The organism is Sphingopyxis sp. JAI128, assembly GCF_014207235.1.
GTDB lineage: Bacteria > Pseudomonadota > Alphaproteobacteria > Sphingomonadales > Sphingomonadaceae > Sphingopyxis.
Genome location: NZ_JACHDA010000001.1, coordinates 13,409 through 33,275 on the forward strand (window position 1 = coordinate 13,409; position 19,867 = coordinate 33,275).

The 19,867-nt window shown below is 64.4% G+C and carries 16 protein-coding genes; 11 read left to right on the forward strand and 5 right to left on the reverse strand.

Features of this window, described 5'->3' with window-relative positions; genetic code table 11:
- Positions 1 to 3 precede the first annotated feature (3 nt).
- A complete protein-coding gene (topA, locus tag HDC35_RS00070; RefSeq protein ID WP_184642856.1) occupies positions 4 to 2,556 on the forward strand; it encodes a type I DNA topoisomerase in 2,553 nt (850 codons plus the stop codon).
- A 65-nt stretch (positions 2,557 to 2,621) separates the two neighbouring features.
- Positions 2,622 to 3,746, forward strand: a complete 1,125-nt coding sequence (locus HDC35_RS00075) for a lipase family protein (RefSeq protein ID WP_184642857.1) — start codon at positions 2,622 to 2,624, stop codon at positions 3,744 to 3,746.
- Between the two features lie 4 nt (positions 3,747 to 3,750).
- Here HDC35_RS00075 and HDC35_RS00080 read toward each other — a convergent pair whose 3' ends face one another.
- From HDC35_RS00080 to lepB, 4 genes are read right to left on the reverse strand one after another with little or no spacing between them, the layout of a single operon-like run.
- Complete coding sequence (locus HDC35_RS00080) at positions 3,751 to 4,191, reverse strand: hypothetical protein (RefSeq protein WP_184642858.1); 441 nt, start codon at positions 4,189 to 4,191, stop codon at positions 3,751 to 3,753.
- A gap of 12 nt (positions 4,192 to 4,203) precedes the next feature.
- A complete protein-coding gene (gene era / locus HDC35_RS00085) occupies positions 4,204 to 5,097 on the reverse strand; it encodes a GTPase Era (RefSeq protein WP_184642859.1) in 894 nt (297 codons plus the stop codon).
- On the reverse strand, positions 5,094 to 5,774 hold the full coding sequence (rnc, locus tag HDC35_RS00090) for a ribonuclease III (RefSeq protein ID WP_184642860.1): 681 nt from the start codon (positions 5,772 to 5,774) through the stop codon (positions 5,094 to 5,096). The genes era and rnc overlap by 4 nt, the downstream gene beginning before the upstream one ends.
- Entirely contained in the window at positions 5,771 to 6,589 is an 819-nt protein-coding gene (gene lepB, locus HDC35_RS00095; protein ID WP_184643853.1) for a signal peptidase I, read from the reverse strand. The genes rnc and lepB overlap by 4 nt, the downstream gene beginning before the upstream one ends.
- Before the next feature lie 196 nt (positions 6,590 to 6,785).
- Between lepB and pgi the strand changes: the two genes are divergently transcribed.
- From pgi to HDC35_RS00110, 3 genes are all read left to right on the forward strand, one after another.
- Positions 6,786 to 8,291: a glucose-6-phosphate isomerase gene (gene pgi, locus HDC35_RS00100; RefSeq protein WP_184642861.1), complete on the forward strand. Its 1,506-nt coding sequence runs from the start codon at positions 6,786 to 6,788 to the stop codon at positions 8,289 to 8,291.
- Positions 8,292 to 8,400: 109 nt separating this feature from the next.
- The gene (gene gor, locus HDC35_RS00105) at positions 8,401 to 9,747 is read left to right on the forward strand and encodes a glutathione-disulfide reductase (protein ID WP_184642862.1); all 1,347 of its coding nucleotides are present in this window, start codon (positions 8,401 to 8,403) and stop codon (positions 9,745 to 9,747) included.
- A 257-nt stretch (positions 9,748 to 10,004) separates the two neighbouring features.
- Positions 10,005 to 10,838, forward strand: coding sequence for an NAD-dependent epimerase/dehydratase family protein (locus tag HDC35_RS00110; protein ID WP_311770688.1), 834 nt, complete (start codon positions 10,005 to 10,007; stop codon positions 10,836 to 10,838).
- Here the strand turns inward: HDC35_RS00110 and HDC35_RS00115 are convergent.
- Positions 10,835 to 12,244 (reverse strand): short-chain fatty acyl-CoA regulator family protein, encoded by a 1,410-nt coding sequence (locus HDC35_RS00115; protein ID WP_184642863.1) that lies wholly within the window; start codon positions 12,242 to 12,244, stop codon positions 10,835 to 10,837. The two genes, HDC35_RS00110 and HDC35_RS00115, sit on opposite strands and share 4 nt — an antisense overlap.
- A 110-nt stretch (positions 12,245 to 12,354) precedes the next feature.
- Between HDC35_RS00115 and HDC35_RS00120 the strand changes: the two genes are divergently transcribed.
- From HDC35_RS00120 to bioB, 6 genes are all read left to right on the forward strand, one after another.
- Positions 12,355 to 13,887, forward strand: coding sequence for an acyl-CoA carboxylase subunit beta (locus HDC35_RS00120; protein ID WP_184642864.1), 1,533 nt, complete (start codon positions 12,355 to 12,357; stop codon positions 13,885 to 13,887).
- A 387-nt stretch (positions 13,888 to 14,274) separates the two neighbouring features.
- Entirely contained in the window at positions 14,275 to 14,718 is a 444-nt protein-coding gene (gene mce, locus HDC35_RS00125; protein ID WP_184642865.1) for a methylmalonyl-CoA epimerase, read from the forward strand.
- Positions 14,715 to 15,329, forward strand: a complete 615-nt coding sequence (locus HDC35_RS00130; protein ID WP_184642866.1) for a glutathione S-transferase family protein — start codon at positions 14,715 to 14,717, stop codon at positions 15,327 to 15,329. The genes mce and HDC35_RS00130 overlap by 4 nt, the downstream gene beginning before the upstream one ends.
- An 11-nt stretch (positions 15,330 to 15,340) precedes the next feature.
- A complete protein-coding gene (gene scpA, locus HDC35_RS00135; protein ID WP_184642867.1) occupies positions 15,341 to 17,488 on the forward strand; it encodes a methylmalonyl-CoA mutase in 2,148 nt (715 codons plus the stop codon).
- Positions 17,485 to 18,765: an O-acetylhomoserine aminocarboxypropyltransferase gene (locus tag HDC35_RS00140; RefSeq protein ID WP_184642868.1), complete on the forward strand. Its 1,281-nt coding sequence runs from the start codon at positions 17,485 to 17,487 to the stop codon at positions 18,763 to 18,765. The genes scpA and HDC35_RS00140 overlap by 4 nt, the downstream gene beginning before the upstream one ends.
- Positions 18,762 to 19,760: a biotin synthase BioB gene (gene bioB, locus HDC35_RS00145; RefSeq protein ID WP_184642869.1), complete on the forward strand. Its 999-nt coding sequence runs from the start codon at positions 18,762 to 18,764 to the stop codon at positions 19,758 to 19,760. Before HDC35_RS00140 ends, bioB begins: the two co-directional genes overlap by 4 nt.
- Positions 19,761 to 19,867 lie beyond the last annotated feature (107 nt).

The following is a 19,867-nucleotide window of genomic DNA, read 5'->3' on the forward strand; positions in this document are numbered from 1 at the left end:
TCAATGCAATTGGTAATTGTGGAATCGCCTGCAAAGGCGAAGACGATCGAGAAATATCTCGGCCGCGATTTCAAGGTCCTGGCGAGTTATGGTCATGTCCGCGACCTGCCGCCCAAGGACGGCTCGGTCGATCCCGACGACGGCTTTGCGATGCAGTGGCAGCTTTATCCCGACAAGGCGAAGCGGCTGAAGGAAATTTCGGACGCCGCCAAGGGCGCCGACCGTCTGATCCTCGCGACTGACCCTGACCGAGAGGGCGAGGCGATCAGCTGGCATGTACAGGAATTGCTGCGAAGCAAGAAGGCGTTGCCGCAGTCGGTCGATCGCGTGACCTTCAACGCGATCACCAAGCAGGCGGTGACCGACGCCATGGCGCATCCGCGCGAGCTCGATACCGATCTGATCGACGCCTATCGCGCGCGCCGCGCGCTCGACTATCTTGTAGGCTTCACCCTGTCGCCGGTACTGTGGCGCAAGCTGCCCGGCGCCAAGTCGGCGGGGCGCGTGCAGTCGGTCGCGCTGCGCTTGGTTGTCGAGCGCGAGCGCGAGATCGAAGCCTTTGTCGCGCAGCAATATTGGTCGGTGACCGGTCTGTTCGAGATGGGCGGCACGCCGTTCAGGGCACGGCTGTCGCGGTGGAAGGGCGACAAGATCGAGCGGCTGTCGATCACGAACGAAGCCGATGCCCTTGCCGCCGAAGCCGATGTGAAGGCGGGCCATTTTACCGTCGACACTGTCGAGACCAAGCCACTGACGCGCAACCCGCCGCCGCCCTTCACCACCTCGACGCTGCAGCAGGAGGCGGCGCGCAAGCTCGGTTTCTCGGCGAGCCACACGATGCGGATCGCGCAGGCGCTCTATGAGGATGGCGCGATCACCTACATGCGGACCGACGGCGTCCAGATGGACGGCAGCGCGATCAGTGCGGCGCGCAAGGCGATCGCGACACGCTACGACGGCGGCTATGTTCCCGACCAGCCGCGGCAGTATCAGACCAAGGCAAAGAATGCGCAGGAAGCGCACGAAGCGATCCGTCCCACCGATTTTAGCAAGGACAAGGCAGGCAGCGGGGACCACGCGCGCCTCTATGAGCTGATCTGGAAGCGCGCGCTGGCGAGCCAGATGGCGTCGGCGCGGCTCGAACGCACGAGCGTGGACCTCACCGACGGCACCGGCAAGACGGTGATGCGCGCGACCGGGCAAGTGGTAAAGTTTCCGGGCTTCCTCGCGCTTTACGACGAAGGCCGCGACGATAGTGCCGACGATGACGATGCGCGCCTGCTGCCCGCGATGGCAAAGGGCGACGCTCCCGCCAAAACCGGCGTCGAGGTCGAAAGCCACGAGACGCAGCCGCCGCCGCGCTATTCGGAAGCGAGCCTCGTCAAGAAGATGGAAGAGCTCGGTATCGGGCGCCCGTCGACCTATGCCTCGATCCTCCAGGTGCTGAAGGACCGCGCCTATGTGACAGTCGAGAAGAACCGCTTCATTCCCGAGGAAAGCGGACGATTGCTGACGGCCTTCCTCGAACGCTTCTTCGAACGCTATGTCGGCTATGATTTCACCGCGGGGCTCGAGGAAGAGCTCGACGACGTCTCGGGTGGCCGCGCGCAGTGGCAGGCGGTGCTCGAACGCTTCTGGCGCGATTTCAAGCCGCGCACCGGCGAAGTGATGGAGCAGAAGCCGTCGGAAATCACTGCTGCGCTCGATGAGTTCCTCGGCCCCTATCTCTTCCCTGACAAGGGCGACGGCAGCGATCCGCGCCTCTGCCCCAACTGCGGAACCGGGCGCCTGGCGCTGCGCGGCGGCAAATTCGGGCCGTTCATCGCGTGCAGCAATTATCCCGACTGCAAATATACGCGCAAATTCGCGCAGCCGGGCGGCAGCGACGGCGCCGATACAGGACCCGAAACGCTCGGCAACGATCCCGAAAGCGGTCTGGAAGTCACAAAGCGTAGCGGGCGTTTCGGTCCTTATATCCAGCTCGGCGACGGCAAGGAAGCGAAGCGCTCGTCGATTCCCAAGGATATTCCGGGCGAGGATTTCGATCTCGATTATGCGCTGCGGCTCTTGAGTCTGCCGCGCGAGGTTGGCGTGCATCCCGAAAGCGGCAAGCCGATCATGGCGGGGCTGGGGCGCTACGGTCCCTATCTGCTCCACGACGGCAAATATGCGAAGTTGACGGGCACCGCCGAAATTTTCGACATCGGGATGAATGCCGCGGTCGTCCGCATCGCCGAAGCCGCGGCGGGCGGTGGACGGGGGCGGGCCAAGGCCGAACCGCTCAACACCTTCGGCCCGCACCCGACGAGCGGCGGCGAGATGAAGCTGATGGAAGGGCGCTTCGGTCCCTATGTTACCGACGGCACGACCAACGCAACGCTGCCCAAGACCTCCGATCCGGCGACGCTCACGCTCGAAGAGGCGATCGCGCTGATCGACGCGCGTGCGGCGAAGGGGCCCGCAAAGGGCAAGAAGAAGGCTGCGCCGAAGAAAAAGGCTGCCGCGAAAAAGCCTGCGGCCAAGAAAGCGTCGGCGAAGAAGAAGGCCGCCGAATAGCGTTAATTTGCGGCGTTTGCGTCGCAGAAGAGCCGTGATAGGGTGGCGCATCGGGAGGTCTTTCGATGCGCCATGTCTATGCCGTAGTCCTGTTCGCCATCCTGTTTGCGCTGTCGCCGCTCGCGGCGGCGCAGGCGTCGCGTTACCTGATCGCGGCCGAGCCGATGACCGACACACCGTTGGGCACACGGGCGTGGCGCGTGCAATATTGGACGACGAACGGCAACGGCCAGCGCCTCGCGGTCACCGGCATCGTCGCCGCGCCGATGGAGGCGGTTCCGCCGCGCCCGCGCCGGGTGATCGCCTGGACGCATGGGGCGTGGGGGGTGGCGGAAAGATGTGCCCCGTCGCTCAGCCCCAATTTCTTCGAATATTCGACGGGGATGGATGCGGTGCGTAGCGGCTATGTCGTCGTCGCGCCCGATTATATCGGGCTGGCCAGCCCGACGATGCACCCCTTTCTCGTTGGCCCGGACACCGCCAATGCGGTTCTCGATGCGGTGCGCGCGGCACGCGAGATCCCCGGGGCAGCGGCGGGCAGCGACTTTGCCGTCTGGGGCGAATCGCAGGGCGGCCATGCCGCGCTGTGGACCGCGACGCACGCGCGGTCCTACGCTCCCGACCTGACCCTCGTCGGCACCGCCGCAGCGGCGCCGCCGACCGACCTCGCCGCCAATCTGCGCGAGGGGAGCGACAAGAATGCGCGTGCGCTGCTTCTGTCTTTCGCGCTGCATAGCTGGTCGAGTCTCTACGGCTTTTCGCAGGACGGTATCACCGGCCGCGCGAACCAGGGCATCATCCGCCGGCTCGCCGAGAATAATTGCGTCAGCTTCAACAAGAAACCCAAGCTCGGCACGATCCTCGGCATCCTCACCATCGCCCGTGCGACGAAGAACAAGGACATCGCCAAGATCGAGCCCTTCGGGTCCTTCGCGCGCGCGAACAGCGTCGACCCCGCGCGCGTACCCGGGCCGCTGCTGATCGCCCAGAGCAGCCGCGACACGATCGTCGCCCCCGCGGTGACGCGCAAATTCGCGAAAGCGGTGTGCCGGGGGCGGACGCGCGTGCGCTGGATCGACATGACCGGCGACCATGGCGCGAGCGCTAAGGACAGCGCGGGAGAGACGATCGGCTGGATCGGCGCGCGCTTCGATGGGCAGTCGCCGCCTGACGATTGCCGGCGGATTTAGCGACCTAGCTGAAGATGCCGGGGTCGACCGGCGCTTTCCCGGTCAGCCAGGCAACCGCGTCGGCGCGGAACAGGCAGGCAATAGACGCCAGGGTCAGCAGCGTGGAAATCAGCGACGCGACCAGCGCGGCGCCGCGAACCGCAGCGGGGTCGAAGAGCGAGACGAGCGTCCACAGGCTGCCGAGGCCCGTCCACACGACGTAAATCCATTTCGCGACATTGCTGCCGCGGCGCGCGATAAAATACCAGAAGGCGATCGAAATCCCGACGGTAATAGCAAGAACGAACCCCAAAAAGACGAGCCCTGTGGTCGCGCTCATCATCGCCGCGTCGCGTTCGATCTCGCGCGCCATGTCTTTCCAAGCGAAGCCGGCGGAGAGAAAGCCAATGAGGATCGATCCCCAGAAAAATCTTTCGAACCAGATGATCGATGGCGGCCTCTGCATAGTCTTCTCCCCTCAGTCGACCCAGTCGAGCCCCATGTCGCGGTATACCCCGCGGTCCTCGTCCCAATTTTCCTTGACCTTGACGTGCAGGAACAGATGGACCTTGCGGCCCATCAGCTCGGTCAGCTCGGCGCGGGCGCGGGCGCCGATTTCCTTGATCCGGCTGCCGCCCTTGCCCAGCACGATCGCGCGTTGGTTGTCGCGCGCGACGAAGATCTGCTGGTGAATCTCGGCGCTGCCGTCGGGACGAGTCTTGAACAGCTCGGTCTCGACTGTCGACTGATAGGGCAATTCTTCGTGAAGCTGGCGATAGAGCTGTTCGCGGGTGATCTCGGCCGCGAGCATGCGTTCGGGCGCGTCGCTGACCTCGTCTTCGGGGAAATGCCAGGGCCCCTCGGGCATCAGTTTGGCAAGATGCGCCTTGAGTTCGGGAACGCCGTCCCCGCTGCTGGCCGAAATGAAGAAGGTTTCGTCGAAGGCGACCCGGCCGTTGAGCTCGGTCGCGATCGTCAGCAGCTTGTCCTTCTTGGTCAGGTCGACCTTGTTCAGCACCAGATATTTCTTCTCGGGCCGGTTCGCGATGCCTTCGAGCACGCGCTCGACGCGCCCCGTCAGCTTCGCCGCGGCATCGACCATCACGAGAATCGCTTCCGCTTCTTCGAGGCTGCCCCAGGCGGCAGCGATCATCGCGCGGTCGAGCCGCCGCGTCGGGGCAAAGATGCCGGGCGTGTCGATCAGCACGATCTGCGCGTCACCCTCCATCGCGACGCCCATCAGGCGCGTCCGCGTCGTCTGCGCCTTGGGACTGACGATCGCGACCTTCTGGCCGACGAGAGCGTTGACGATGGTCGACTTGCCCGCGTTGGGCGCGCCAACGACAGCAACAAATCCGCAGGTGCGGGTCATGGCTTCATTCCTTCAAGTTGGGCGAGCAGCGCCGCCGCCGCGGCCTTCTCGGCCGCCTGTTTCGACGCGCCCTCGGCTTCGGCGCGGGCGAGCTTGCCGACGCTCACCGCGACGCGAAAGCGCGGCGCATGGTCGGGTCCCTCGCGCGAGACGATCTCATATTCGGGCGGGCGGCGTTTGCGTGCGAGTGCCCATTCCTGCAGCGCCGCCTTGGGATGTTTGGGCGCGGCCTGCTGGCCGTCGATCATCTCGCCCCAGTGCGCGAGGATGAAACGGCGCGCGGCATCGGCGCCCTTGTCCAGCCAGAGCGCGCCGATCAGGGCCTCCATCGCGTCGGCGGCGATATTGTCGCTGTAGCGCCCGCCATCGTTGCGCGCCTGCGCACCGAACCGAATGAGCGCGGTGAGGTCGATCTTGCGCGCGACCGCGGCGCAGGTAGCTCCCGACGCCAGCACATGCAGCCGCGACGACATTTCGCCTTCGCTCGCGGTGGGGAAGCGTGTGTAGAGTTCGGCAGCGATCACGAGCCCGAGCACGCGGTCGCCGAGAAATTCGAGCCGCTGATAATCGGCGCGTCCGGTGCTTCCGTGCGTCAGCGCCAGATCGTAGAGCGCCGGATCGCCCGGAGCGCCGCCGATGATGCCGGCGAGCGCTCCGGTGTCGAGGGGATCGTTCAAAAACCGTCCCCGATGCGGCTCCAGCGGGCGGCAGTGAACCAGCTGATCGGGTTGATCCAGCTGGCCGACCCGTCGGTCGAGAACATGCCGACGAGCGCATGGCCGACCAGATTTTCTTCGGGCACAAGGCCGATGCCCTGATTTTCCATCGCGGGGAAGCGGCTGTCGGCGCTGCGGTCGCGGTTGTCGCCCATCAGGAACAAATGGCCGGCGGGAACGGTGACGAGCGGTGTATTGTCCTCGGGAATGTTGACGATGTCGAGGATTGCATAGCTCTTGCCGCTGGGCAGCGTCTCGCGAAATTGCTTATAGCGGCACTGGCGCTGACCATCGGCGGTGATTTCTTCGAACTCGGGCGAATAGCAGGGCAGCGTGCCTGTCGCGCGCGATGCGTCGATCATGTTCGGCGTTACCGGAATGACAAGATCGGGCATCGCTTCGCGCTTCAGGGGCTTGCCGTTCAGCCAGACGATGCCGTCCTTTACCTGCACGCTGTCGCCGGGCAGGCCGATGACGCGCTTGATATAATCATTGTCGTTGACCGGCGGCGCCTTGAACACAACGACATCGCCGCGTTCGGGCGTGCGCGGGAAAATGCGACCCGGGATCAGCGGAACGCTGAACGGCAGGCTGTATTTCGAATAACCATAGGCCATCTTATTCACGAGCAGATAGTCGCCGATCAGCAGGCGCGGCTGCATCGATTCCGACGGGATGTTGAACGGCGACAGGAAAAAGCTGCGGAAGATCAGGACCGCGATCGCGAGCAGCGCGAGGAAGCGGACGGTGTCGACGGCTTCTTCCTTCGCGGACACTGGCGCCGGGGTCGGGGCGGACGGCGCGGGTTCGGTTGGGGGCGTCACATCGGCGGTAAAGCTGGCGTTGGTCATGCCGCGCATTGGCGATGAATAGGTTGCCACGTCAAGCGAATATCGGCGGACGGCACTGGCGTGCGAGGAAGCGTGGGCTTAGAGAAAGTCGGAAGATTCACTCCGTCGAGGACATATGCGCATGACGACCGCCACTCAGGCCTGGCAGGCTCTTTCCGACTGGCAGCCGCAAAAGCTGATTGAACTGGTCGCCGCCGATCCGCAAAAGCGGCTGCAGGCGCTGGTGCGGAGCGTCGCGGATATCCGCTTCGATTTCGCCAAGACGCATCTCGACGACGCTGCAATCGCAACGCTGTTGGATCTTGCGGCGGCGCAGGATTTCGAGGGACGCCGGAAAACGCTCTTCGCCGGCGGTATCGCCAATCCAGCCGAGGGACGCGCGGCCGAACATAGCGCCGAACGCGGCGAGGGGGCGCCGGAATCGGTACATGTCGCGCAGGCGCTGCATCAGCGAATGCGGATGATGATCGACGCGATCGAAGCGGGGGCGTTCGGCGAGATCCGCCATCTGCTCCACATCGGCATCGGCGGATCGGCGCTTGGCCCCGACCTGCTGGTCGATGCGCTCGGTCGCCACAGCGACCGTTACGACGTCGCCGTGGTGTCGAACGTCGATGGCGCGGCGCTCGACGAAGCGTTCGCGAAATTCAGCCCCGAACATACGCTCATTGCCGTCGCATCGAAGACTTTCACCACGACCGAGACGTTGCTCAACGCCAATTCGGCGCTTCAATGGTTGGACGAGGCGGGAGTCGAAGACCCGCTCGGCCGCTTTATCGCGCTGACCGCCAAGCCCGAGCGCGCGATGGAGTGGGGGATCGACGAAACGCGCATCCTGCCGTTCAGTGAAACCGTCGGGGGGCGCTATTCGCTCTGGTCATCGATCGGCTTTCCCGCGGCGCTCGCATTGGGCTGGGACGCCTTCGCCGACCTGCTCGAAGGGGCGGCCGAGATGGACCGCCATTTCCGCCTCGCCGACGGCGCCGACAATATCTGCCTGCTCGCGGCCTTCGCCGATCAGGTTTACGCGAACCGGCTTGGTTGCCAGACGCGCGCGGTCTTCGCTTACGATGAACGATTGCGCCTGCTTCCCGATTATCTCCAGCAACTCGAAATGGAATCGAACGGCAAGTCGGTGACTTTCGATGGCCAGCCGCTTGCGCAACAGACCGCGCCGATTACCTGGGGCGGTGTTGGCACCGACGCGCAGCATGCGGTGTTTCAGCTGCTGCATCAGGGGACGCATCTGACCCCGGTCGAATTTGTCGTCGCGCGCGAGCCCGATCACCTGCTCGACGATGCGCATCACGAAACGCTCGTGGCCAATTGTATCGCGCAGGGCGCGGCGCTGATGGCGGGACGTGCAAGCGAGGATGGCGCCCGCAACTACCCGGGCAACCGCCCCTCGACGACGATCCTGCTCGATCAGGTGACACCGCGCAGCCTCGGGGCGCTGATCGCCTTCTACGAGCATCGCGTCTTCGCCAACGCCGTGCTGCTCGGCATCAACCCGTTCGACCAGTTCGGGGTCGAGCTGGGCAAGGAAATGGCGAAAGGGCTTGCCGAAGGAACGGTCGAGTTCGATGCCGCGACGCAGGCCCTGATGCGGGCGGCGCTCGGCGATTGAGCGTGCATCGCTGACACTGAGCGCAAATTTCGATTGGCAAGCCGCGCCGGTGTAACCACATAGGCGCCGAGCGCGAACAAGCACGCGACCGTCATATCAGGGGTTCCCTATGAGCGAGTTTGATTACGACCTGTTTGTTATTGGTGCGGGCTCGGGCGGCGTGCGCGCGTCGCGCATCGCGGCATCGCACGGCGCGCGCGTTGCGGTGGCGGAGGAGTATCGGGTCGGTGGGACCTGCGTGATCCGCGGCTGCGTGCCCAAGAAATTGCTCGTTTACGGCGCCCATTTCGCGGAAGATATCCACGACGCGCGCAAGTTCGGCTGGAACGTCCCCGACTGCAAGTTCGACTGGCCGGTGCTACGCGACAATGTGCTGGCCGAGGTCGACCGGCTCGAGGGCCTCTACGGCCAGACGCTCGACAATCACAAGGTGACCGTCCTCCGAACGCGCGCGACGGTCGCCGGGCCGCAGAAAGTGCGCCTGGCCGACGGGACCGAGCTTACCGCCGAACGCATCCTGATCGCGACAGGCGGCTGGCCGCACGTCCCCGAATTTCCGGGCAGCGAACATGCGATCACATCGAACGAGGTATTCCACCTCGAAACGCTGCCGAAGCGCATCATCATCGCAGGCGGCGGCTATATCGCCAACGAGTTCGCCGGCATCTTCAACGAATTCGGCAGCAAGGTGACAATCGTCAATCGCGGCGACACGATCCTGCGGGGTTATGACGAACAGATCCGCGACCGGCTGCTCCAGATTTCGATGACCAAGGGGATCGATTTCAAGTTTAACGCGCCGTTCGAGTCGATCGAGAAGAATGACGATGGATCGCTGACGGTGATGCTCGAAGGCTACGAGCCGATGCAGGCCGATGCGGTGCTGCTCGCTGCGGGGCGGGCTCCCAACAGTCGCGGGATCGGGCTGGAAGAGGTCGGCGTCGAGCTCGACGACAAGGGTGCGATCACGGTCGACGAGCGGAACCAGTCGTCGGTGCCGAGCATCTTCGCGGTCGGCGACGTTACCGACCGCATCCAGCTCACGCCCGTCGCGATCCGCGAGGGTCAGGCCTTCGCCGATACCTTCTATGGCGGCAAGCCGACGGTGGTCGATTATCAGAATGTGCCGAGCGCGGTGTTCAGCCACCCCCCGATCGGCGCGGTCGGCATGACCGAGGCAGAGGCGCGCAACAAGCTCGGCTCGGTCCGTGTCTACACCAGCGATTTCCGCGCGATGAAAAATGTCCTCGCCGGCCGCAACGAGCGCGCGCTGTACAAGATGATCGTCAACGCCGCGACCGACCAAGTTGTCGGCCTGCATATGATCGGCCCCGATGCGCCCGAAATATTGCAGGCAGCGGCCGTCGCAGTGAAGGCGGGGCTGACCAAGGCGGATTTCGACAACACCGTCGCGCTGCACCCCAGCATGGCCGAGGAACTGGTGCTGCTGAAATAGCCGCCGCGATCCCTGGCTTTCGCCGGGGCGCACCCAATGCTAGGCTTGTTCCCGAAAATCGCGGGAGGGACGCATGGCGGGAACGGCTTTGGTCACCGGGGGCAGCGGCTATATCGCGGGCTTCCTGATCCGGCAGCTGATCGCAAATGGCTGGACCGTTAAGACAACCGTCCGCAGCCTGAAGCGCGAAGCCGAGGTTCGCGGCTGGCTAAAGGTCGACGACGGCAAGCTGCATTTCTTCGCCGCGGATCTGGAAGATGACGCCGGCTGGGCGGGAGGCGATGGCGGGGTGCAGCCATGTCGCGCATGTCGCGTCGCCCTTTCCGCTCGACGTTCCGAAACATGCCGACGAACTCGTGGTCCCGGCGCGTGAAGGCGCGCTGCGTGCGCTGCGTTTCGCCAAGGGAGCAAGGGCGAGGCGCTTTGTCCTCACCTCGTCGATGGCGGCGATCGCCTATGGACACGGCAAGGGGCGGGAACTCTACAACGAGGCGGATTGGACCAATCTCGATAATCCCGACGTCATGCCCTATCCGCGTTCGAAGACCGTCGCCGAGCGCGCGGCGCGCGCTTGGGCAAGGACGGAGGCGCCCGAAATCGAGTTCGCCTCGGTCAATCCTGCCGCGGTGTTCGGGCCGCTGCTTTCCGACGATCTTTCGACATCGATCGAGGTCGTAAAGCAGCTGCTCGAAGGCAAGGTCCCGATGTGCCCCGATGTCGGCTTCGGCATAATCGACGTGCGCGACGTCGCCGACATGCATTATCGGGCGCTGACCGCCGACGGAATCCGGGACGAGCGTTTCGTCTGCTCCGGGCCGTTCCTGAAATTTGTCGATGTCGCGAATATCCTGATCGCAAATCTGGGCGAACAGGCGCGCAAGGTGCCAACGCGCCGGATGCCCGACTGGTTGCTCAAGGCGCTGGCAGTCTTCCGTCCCGAACTCAAGCAGGTCGTTGCCGAACTTGGCAACATCCGCGGCGGCGACAGCCGCCACGCGATGCGGCGGCTCGGCTGGACGATGCGACGGCCGGAGGAAGCGGTCCTCGCGACCGCGCATAGTCTGATCGAGCGGGGGATCGTGGCAATCTAGCCGATCCGGTACGGCACGACGTCGCGGCGGTCGGGGTCGACAAGGATCGGGCGGTCGCTCGGCGGGAAGGCGCGTTGATCGCAATCGTCGCGTGGGCAGATGCGGCACGACAGGCCGATGCGCGTCGCGGCTTGCGGCGCATTCACATCGACTCCGTCGGCGTAGACGAAGTCGGCGGCATATTGCGCCTCGCATCCGAGCGCGACGGCGTAACGGCGCGGTGAGCGGGCGTAGCTGCCCGAGGGTTTTACCAACCCTTTCGCCATCGACACATAGCGCAGCCCGTCGGGCGTCTCGGCAAGCTGGAAGAGAATACGGTCGGGAATCGCCGCCGCTTCGTGGACGATCCACAGCGGACAGGCGCCGCCGAAGCGTGCAAATTGCAGGCGCGTCGCGCTGTGGCGCTTGGTGATGTTGCCCGCCATGTCGACGCGGCAGAAGAACATCGGGATGCCGCGCGCGCCGGGGCGCTGGAGGGTCGAGAGGCGGTGGCACGCCTGCTCGAAACTCACCCCATATTCAAGGCGAAGGCGATCGATATCGTGGCGCAACGCGCGCGCGCTGGCGCGGAAGGGGGCGTAGGGCATCAGCACCGCGCCCGCCGCATAGTTGGCGAGCCCGACGTGGAGCAATTGTCGCGCCGCCGCGGTGCGTAGCGGGCTGGCCTCGACCACCGCCGCGATCTCTTTCGCCAGCGCGAGGGCGGCGAGCTGGTGCGCGAGCTGGAAGCGCCGCGTTTCTGTGGGCTGCGACGGGTCGATGACAAGGTGGCGCATCGTCGCGTCATAGTCGCGCAGCGCCTGCGCCTGATTATAGACGATCGAGATGCCGAGCGCATCGCGCAGCCGTCGCTCGATCGTTTCGATTGCGGGCGAGGGGTCCTTGCCGCGGAGCTGCGCGGCGAGCGCCTCGGCGGCGCGGTCGATGCTGTCGACATAATTGCCCGCATCGTGAAACCAGTCGCGTACCTCTTCCCACGGCAGGCGGCTCCCCTCGGCGGTGCCGCCGGTCAGCGCTTCGTCGATGATCTGGAGCCGCTGTCCCGCGCGGCGGTAAGCGGCGTGGAGCGCGACGAACTGGTCGGCGAACTGCGGCTGCTGGAGCGCCGCGCGTTCGACCTGTTCGGGGGGCAGCGGCGCGGCCGCGAACAGCGGATCGGCGGCTGCTTCGCGGAGCGCGCCGGCGCGGCGGTCGCCCGCATCGGCGGCGACCTCTTCCCATTCGAGCGGAAACAGCTTTTGCAGGCGGTCGAGCAGCGCGGGGGTGAGCGGGCGGTCGTCATGCTCGATCTGGCTGAGGTAGGAGGCCGAGATGCCAAGCTGGCCCGCGAAGTCGGCCTGGCGGAGGGCGCGGGTTTCCCGAAGTTGGCGAAGTTGCCGCCCAGCGTAGAGTCGGGTTTGCACCATCCGCACGATGCTACTTTGCAAACCTGTACTTTGCAACTTTGCAAATTCGCATTTGCATCGACTGTGCGAGCGAGGCAGACGGCGCTGTCGCCATTGTTGAAGGGGCTCGCATGTCTGCCAATATCGCCGAAATGGAACGCCGCCGCGCTGCCGCGCGGCTGGGCGGGGGGCAAAAGCGCATCGATGCGCAGCATGCCAAGGGCAAGCTGACCGCGCGCGAGCGGCTCGACGTGCTGCTCGACGAAGGATCGTTCGAGGAACTCGACACCTATGTCGAGCATGATTGCGTCGATTTCGGCATGGAAAAACAGAAGATCCCCGGCGACGGCGTCGTCACCGGCAGCGGCACGATCAACGGCCGCCTCGTCTATGTCTTCAGCCAGGATTTCACGGTGTTCGGCGGATCGCTGTCGAAGCGCCATGCCGAGAAGATATGCAAGGTGATGGACAAGGCGATGCTCGCGGGCGCGCCGGTGATCGGGCTCAACGACAGCGGCGGCGCGCGCATCCAGGAGGGTGTCGCAAGCCTTGGCGGCTATGCCGACGTGTTCCAGAAGAATGTGTTGGCGTCGGGCGTCGTGCCGCAGATCAGCCTGATCATGGGGCCGTGCGCGGGCGGGGCGGTTTACAGCCCCGCGATGACCGACTTCATCTTCATGGTGAAGGATTCGAGCTATATGTTCGTCACCGGGCCTGACGTGGTCAAGACGGTGACCAACGAGGTGGTAACGCAAGAGGAGCTGGGCGGCGCGATCACGCACACGACCAAGAGCTCGGTCGCCGATATCGCGTTCGAAAATGATATCGAGACGTTGCTGGCGACGCGCGATTTCTTCGACTATCTGCCCGAAAACAACCGCAGCGGCGTTCCGGTCCGTCCGACGAGTGACCCTTATGACCGCGAGGACAAGAGCCTCGACACGCTGATCCCGCCCAATGCGAACCAGCCGTACGACATGCACGAGCTAATCCGTAAAACGGTCGACGAAGGCGATTTCTTCGAAGTACAGCCGGCGCATGCAGGCAACATCATCTGCGGCTTCGGGCGCATCGAGGGGCGCACCATCGGCATCGTCGCGAACCAGCCGCTGGTGCTCGCCGGGGTGCTCGACATCAATTCGTCGAAGAAGGCGGCGCGCTTTGTGCGCTTCTGCGACGCGTTCGAGATACCGATTGTCACCTTCGTCGACGTCCCCGGCTTCCTGCCGGGAACGGCGCAGGAATATAATGGCATCATCAAGCATGGCGCAAAGCTGCTCTTCGCTTATGCCGAGGCGACGGTGCCCAAGATCACGGTGATCACGCGCAAGGCCTATGGCGGCGCGTACGACGTGATGGCGTCGAAGCATCTGCGCGGCGATCTGAACTATGCCTGGCCGACCGCCGAAATCGCGGTGATGGGCGCGAAAGGCGCGGTCGAAATCATCTTCCGCAGCGATATCGGCGACCCCGAAAAGATCGCCGAGCGCACGAAGGAATATGAGGACCGCTTCGCCAACCCGTTCGTCGCGGCGCAGCGGGGGTATATCGACGAGGTGATCTATCCGCACTCGACGCGGCGGCGGATCGCGCTGGGCTTACGGAAGCTCAGGAACAAGAGCCTCGAAAATCCGTGGAAGAAGCATGATAATATTCCTCTCTAGCATTCTGCTCACGACTGCCGTCGTTCAGCAGCCGGTGTCGGTGCCGGTCACGCCGCCTCGCAACGAGTTGGAGCGACGACTTCTGGCTCCCGGCGATGACGTGCTCAGTGATGTCCAGGCTTGGGTCGACGTAAATGCCAAAGATCCGGATGCGCTACAAAGCGCTATGACGGAAGCCGGGTTCGGACCAGCTCGCACAGACGCGGAATGCTGGTTCCGTCGTTACGAAAGAATCGTTGCGCCCGACGGGCTGCGGCGCATGGCGACCATCAGGTTTTGTGAGGGCCGAAAGCCGTTCGCTTTTGTCCTGATAGGCTATCCTTATCCTAGCCGGGCGCCGCAGCCGGGCGCGGTCCGTACATCCCGCCCTAAACAATGAGACCAATCATGAAACTAGGCCGCCTCAACCATATCGGCGTTGCGACGCCGTCGATTGCCGATAGCATCGCCTTTTACCGCGACGTGATGGGCGCGACTAAAATCCATGATCCGTTCGACCTGCCCGAGCAGGGGGTGAAGGTGTGCTTCGTCGATACCCCCGGCGCCGACGGCGCGCTGAACGGCACACAGATCGAGCTGATCGAGCCATTGCCGGGCAACACCTCGATCGCGGGCTTCCTTGAGAAGAACCCCGCAGGAGGCCAGCATCATATGTGCTACGAAGTGCCCGACATTCATGCCGCCAAGGCTGCGTTCGAGGCGATGGGCAAGCGCGTGCTCGGCGAACCCCGCATCGGCGCGCATGGGACGCCCATTTTCTTTGTCCACCCCAAGGATATGGGCGGGGTTCTCACCGAAATTATGGAAACTCCGAAGGATGATCACGCATGATTTTTTACGATAGCCCCAATCCGGCGCCCAACCCACGCCGCGTCCGCATCTTCGCGGCGGAGAAGGGCATCGACCTGCCGAGCGAGACGATTTCGATCGTCGCGGGTGAGCAAAAGACGCCCGCCTATCTCGCGATCAACCCGCGCGGTCAGACGCCGGCGCTCCGGCTCGACGATGGTTCGGTGCTGACCGAGAGCGTTGCGATCTGCCGCTATCTGGAGGCGCTATACCCGGACGCGCCGCTGTTCGGCGCGACCCCGGCCGAGATTGGGGCGATCGAAATGTGGATTCGCCGGGTCGAACTTGTGCTGATGGAGCCGATCAGCAAGATTTGGCTGCATACCCACCCCTTTACCGCGCGGCTGCCGATCCAGCGCTTCCCCGACTATGGTGAGGCCAACCGCCCGCGTGCGATGGATGCTTTTGCGATGTGCGACGCTGCGCTCGGTCAATCGCCGTGGCTGGCGGGCGAGGCATTCAGCGTGGCGGATATTCTGTTGCTGACCGCCGTCGATTTTGCCGCCTTCATCGGCGTTCCGTTCCCCGATGACCTTGGCCATTTGCGCAGCTGGCGCCAGCGCATGTCCGCCCGGCCCAGCGCGACGGCCTGAAAGCGAAGATCATGCCAGATAAACTCACCCTCGACCAATGGGCCGCCGCCGCCGCGAAGGAGGCGAAGGGCAGGGACCTGACGTGGCACACACCCGAGGGGATCGACGTCAAGCCACTCTATACCGCCGAGGATGTGCGCGAAGATCCCGGTCTCCCCGGCTTCGCGCCGTTCACCCGCGGTGTGAAGGCGACCATGTATGCGGGGCGGCCGTGGACGATCCGGCAATATGCGGGCTTTTCGACCGCCGAGGAATCGAACGCCTTCTATCGCCGCAACCTTGCCGCAGGGCAGAAGGGGCTTTCGGTCGCCTTCGACCTTGCCACCCACCGCGGCTATGACAGCGACCATCCGCGCGTTGTCGGCGACGTCGGCAAGGCGGGGGTCGCGATCGACAGTGTCGAGGATATGAAGATCCTGTTCGACGGCATCCCGCTCGATCAGATGTCGGTCAGCATGACGATGAACGGCGCGGTAATCCCCATCCTCGCCTTCTTCATCGTCGCGGGCGAGGAGCAGGGGGTCGATCGAAAGCTGCTCGACGGAACGATTCAGAACGACATCCTCAAGGAGTTCATGGTCCGCAACACCTACATCTACCCGCCCGAGCCGAGCATGCGGATCATCTCGGACATCTTCGGCTACACCAGCCGCGAGATGCCGAAGTTCAACAGCATCTCGATCTCCGGCTATCATATGCAGGAAGCCGGCGCGACGCAGGTGCAGGAGCTGGCCTTCACCATCGCCGACGGCGCCGAATATGTGCGCTATGGCGTCGCGTCGGGCCTCGACATCGACAAGTTCGCGGGACGCCTGTCCTTCTTCTTCGCAATCGGCATGAACTTCTTCATGGAGATCGCCAAATTGCGCGCGGCGCGCGTGCTGTGGCACCGCGTGATGACCAACCTCGGCGCCAAGGACGAACGCAGCAAGATGCTGCGCACGCACTGCCAGACGTCGGGGGTCTCGCTCACCGAGCAGGACCCGTACAACAATGTCATGCGCACGACGATCGAGGCGATGGCGGCGATGCTCGGCGGCACCCAGTCGCTGCACACCAATGCGCTCGACGAAGCGATCGCGCTGCCGACCGATTTCTCGGCCCGCATCGCGCGCAACACCCAGATCGTCATCCAGGAAGAGACCGGGATGACCAAGGTGGTCGATCCGCTCGGCGGCTCCTATTATGTCGAGGCGCTGACGCAGGAACTGGTCGACAAGGCGTGGGAGATCATCGAGCGCGTCGAGAAGGAAGGCGGGATGGCCAAGGCTGTGGCCGCTGGCTGGCCCAAGGCGATGATCGAGACGGCGGCGGCGGCGCGGCAAGCGCGCGTCGACCGCGGCGACGATGTCATCGTCGGAGTGAACAAATATCGTCTGAAGGACGAGGATCTGCTCGAAACGCTCGAGGTCGATAATAGCAAGGTTCGCGAAGCGCAGGTCGCGCGCATCAATCGCGTCAAAGCGAGCCGCGATGAAGCCGCCTGCCGGACGGCGCTCGACGCGCTGCGCAAGGCGGCGGCCGCGCCGCAGTCGATCGAAACCAATCTGCTCGCGCATGCGGTCGAGGCGGCGCGCGCTCGTGCGACGCTCGGCGAAATCAGTTCGGCGATGGAGGAGAGCTTCCAGCGCTATGCGACGCAGCCGACGCCGGTGAAGGGCGTCTATGCCGCGCCCTACGAAGGCGACGACCGCTGGAGCCAAGTGCTCGAAGGCGTAAAGGCGGTCGAACGCCGCATGGGCCGAAAACCGAAACTGCTCGTCGCCAAGATGGGACAGGACGGCCACGACCGGGGCGCCAACGTCATCGCTTCGGCCTTCGGCGACATGGGTTTCGACGTCGTTTCGGGGCCGCTGTTCCAGACGCCCGAGGAGACGGTGGTGCTGGCTTTGGACGCGGGCGTCGACGTCGTCGGCGCCTCGAGCCTGGCCGCGGGGCACAAGACACTTATCCCCGAACTTATCCACAAGCTGAAAGAAGCCGGGCGCGGCGACATCAAGGTCATCGCGGGCGGGGTGATCCCGCCGCAGGATTATCAATATCTGCGCGACGCGGGGGTGCAGGGTATCTATGGCCCCGGTTCCAATGTGGTCGAATGCGCCGCCGACGTGTTGCGCCTGCTTGGCCATAATATGCCCCCGCTGGAGGATGCCGCATGAGCGACCATAAACCCGAAACGTTGAGCGTTCACGCCGGCACCGCGCCCGATCCGACGACCAAGGCGCGGATCACGCCGATTTACCAGACGGCATCCTACGTGTTTGACGATGTCGACCACGCCTCGCGATTGTTCAACCTTCAGGAATTCGGGAATATCTATACCCGGATCATGAACCCCACCAACGGCGCGCTCGAAGGCAAGATTGCGGCGCTGGAGGGCGGGCAGGCGGCGCTCGCGGTCGCCTCGGGGCACGCCGCGCAATTCCTGGCTTTTCATACGATCATGGAACCGGGGTGCGAGATCGTCGCAGCGAAAAAGCTGTATGGCGGCTCGCTCAACCAATTGGGGCAAAGCTTCCGCAAGATGGCGTGGACGACGCATTTCGTCGATGCCGACGATCCGGCGAAGGTCGCGGCGGCGATCAATGACAAGACGCGCGCGGTGTTCATCGAAAGCCTCGCCAATCCAGGCGGGGTCGTTCAGGATATCGCTGCAATTGCCAAGATCGCCCACGATGCCGGCGTGCCGCTCATCGTCGACAACACGATGGCAACCCCGATGCTGTGCCGGCCGATCGAGCATGGCGCCGACATCGTCGTTCATTCGGCGACCAAATTTTTAAACGGTCACGGCAATGCAATCGGCGGCTTGATTGTCGATGCCGGGACGTTCGACTGGGCGAAAGGCGGCAAATATCCCGCGCTGAGCGAACCGAATGCCTCCTATCACGGGCTCAAATTCACCGATGCGTTCGGGCCGCTGGCCTTCATTCTCGCGGCGCGGACGCTCGGCCTGCGCGACCTGGGCCCCGCGCTCGCGCCGATGAATGCCTTTCTTGCGCTCACCGGTATGGAGACGCTGGCGCTGCGCATGGACCGGCATTGCAGCAATGCGATCGCGCTCGCCAAATGGTTGCGGGATCATCCGGCGGTGAGTTGGGTCTCTTATGCCGGGCTGCGCGACAGCCCCTATCACGAATTGGCGCACAAATATCTCGGCGGGCGCGGCGGCGCCGTGTTCACCTTCGGACTCAAGGGCGGCTACGACGCCGGCGTCAAGCTCGTCTCCTCGGTCAAGCTGTTCAGCCATCTCGCCAATCTTGGCGATACCCGTTCGCTGATCATCCACCCCGCCTCGACAACACACAGCCAGCTTTCGGAGGCCGAACTGGTCGAAGCCGGCGCCGGCCCCGACGTCGTCCGTGTGTCGGTGGGGATCGAACATATCGACGACATCATCGCCGACCTGGCGCAGGCATTGGAGACCGAAGCGTGACCGACACCCGTACCGACTGGACCCGCGAGGAAATCGCCGAGCTGTTCGATCTGCCGTTTGACGAACTGATGTGGGAGGCGCAGGGCGTCCATCGCCGCCATCATGCGCGTGGGCAAGTGCAGCTTTGCACCTTGCTCAGCATCAAGACCGGCGGCTGCGTCGAGGATTGCGGCTATTGCTCGCAATCGAAGCATGCCGACAGCGGGCTGAAAGCGACCAAGCTGATGGACGTGCGCGCGGTGCTGCAAGCCGCGGCGCAGGCAAAGGATGCGGGCTCAAAGCGTTTCTGCATGGGCGCCGCGTGGCGCAACCCCAAGGACCGCGACATGCCCGCGATCGTCGAGATGGTCGAGGGCGTGCGCGCGATGGGCATGGAAACCTGCATGACGCTGGGGATGCTCAGCAAGGAACAGGCGCAGACGCTGGCGGTCGCGGGGCTCGACTATTACAACCATAATATCGACACGAGCCCGGAGAATTACGATAATATCATTTCGACCCGCACCTTTCAGGATCGCCTCGATACGCTGGAGGAGGTGCGCAGCGCGGGTATCAACGTGTGCAGCGGCGGCATCGTCGGCATGGGCGAGACGCGCGCCGATCGCGTCGGCTTCATTCATGCGCTGGCGACCCTGCCCGAACATCCGGGCAGCGTGCCGATCAACGCGCTGGTGCCAGTGAAGGGCACCGTGCTCGGCGACATGCTGGCAGACACGCCGCTCGCCAAGATCGACGACATCGAGTTCGTTCGCACCATTGCGGTGGCGCGCATCACCATGCCGCGCTCGATGGTCCGCCTGTCGGCGGGGCGCGAGAGCATGTCGGAGGCTTGCCAAGCGCTCTGCTTCATGGCGGGCGCGAACAGCATCTTCACCGGCGACAAGCTGCTGACGACAGCCAATGCGGGCGACAATGCCGACGCGGCGCTGTTCGCGAAGCTGGGGCTGCGGCCGATGGAGAGCGAAGAGCCGATGCGGATGGAAGCGGCGGAGTAATTCCCCCTCCCGCTTGCGGGAGGGGTTAGGGGAGGGCCTGTTCCCTCCGAACAAGTTTTCGATCTTCGTTTGCGGACAGGCCCTCCCCCGGCCCCTCCCGCAAGCGG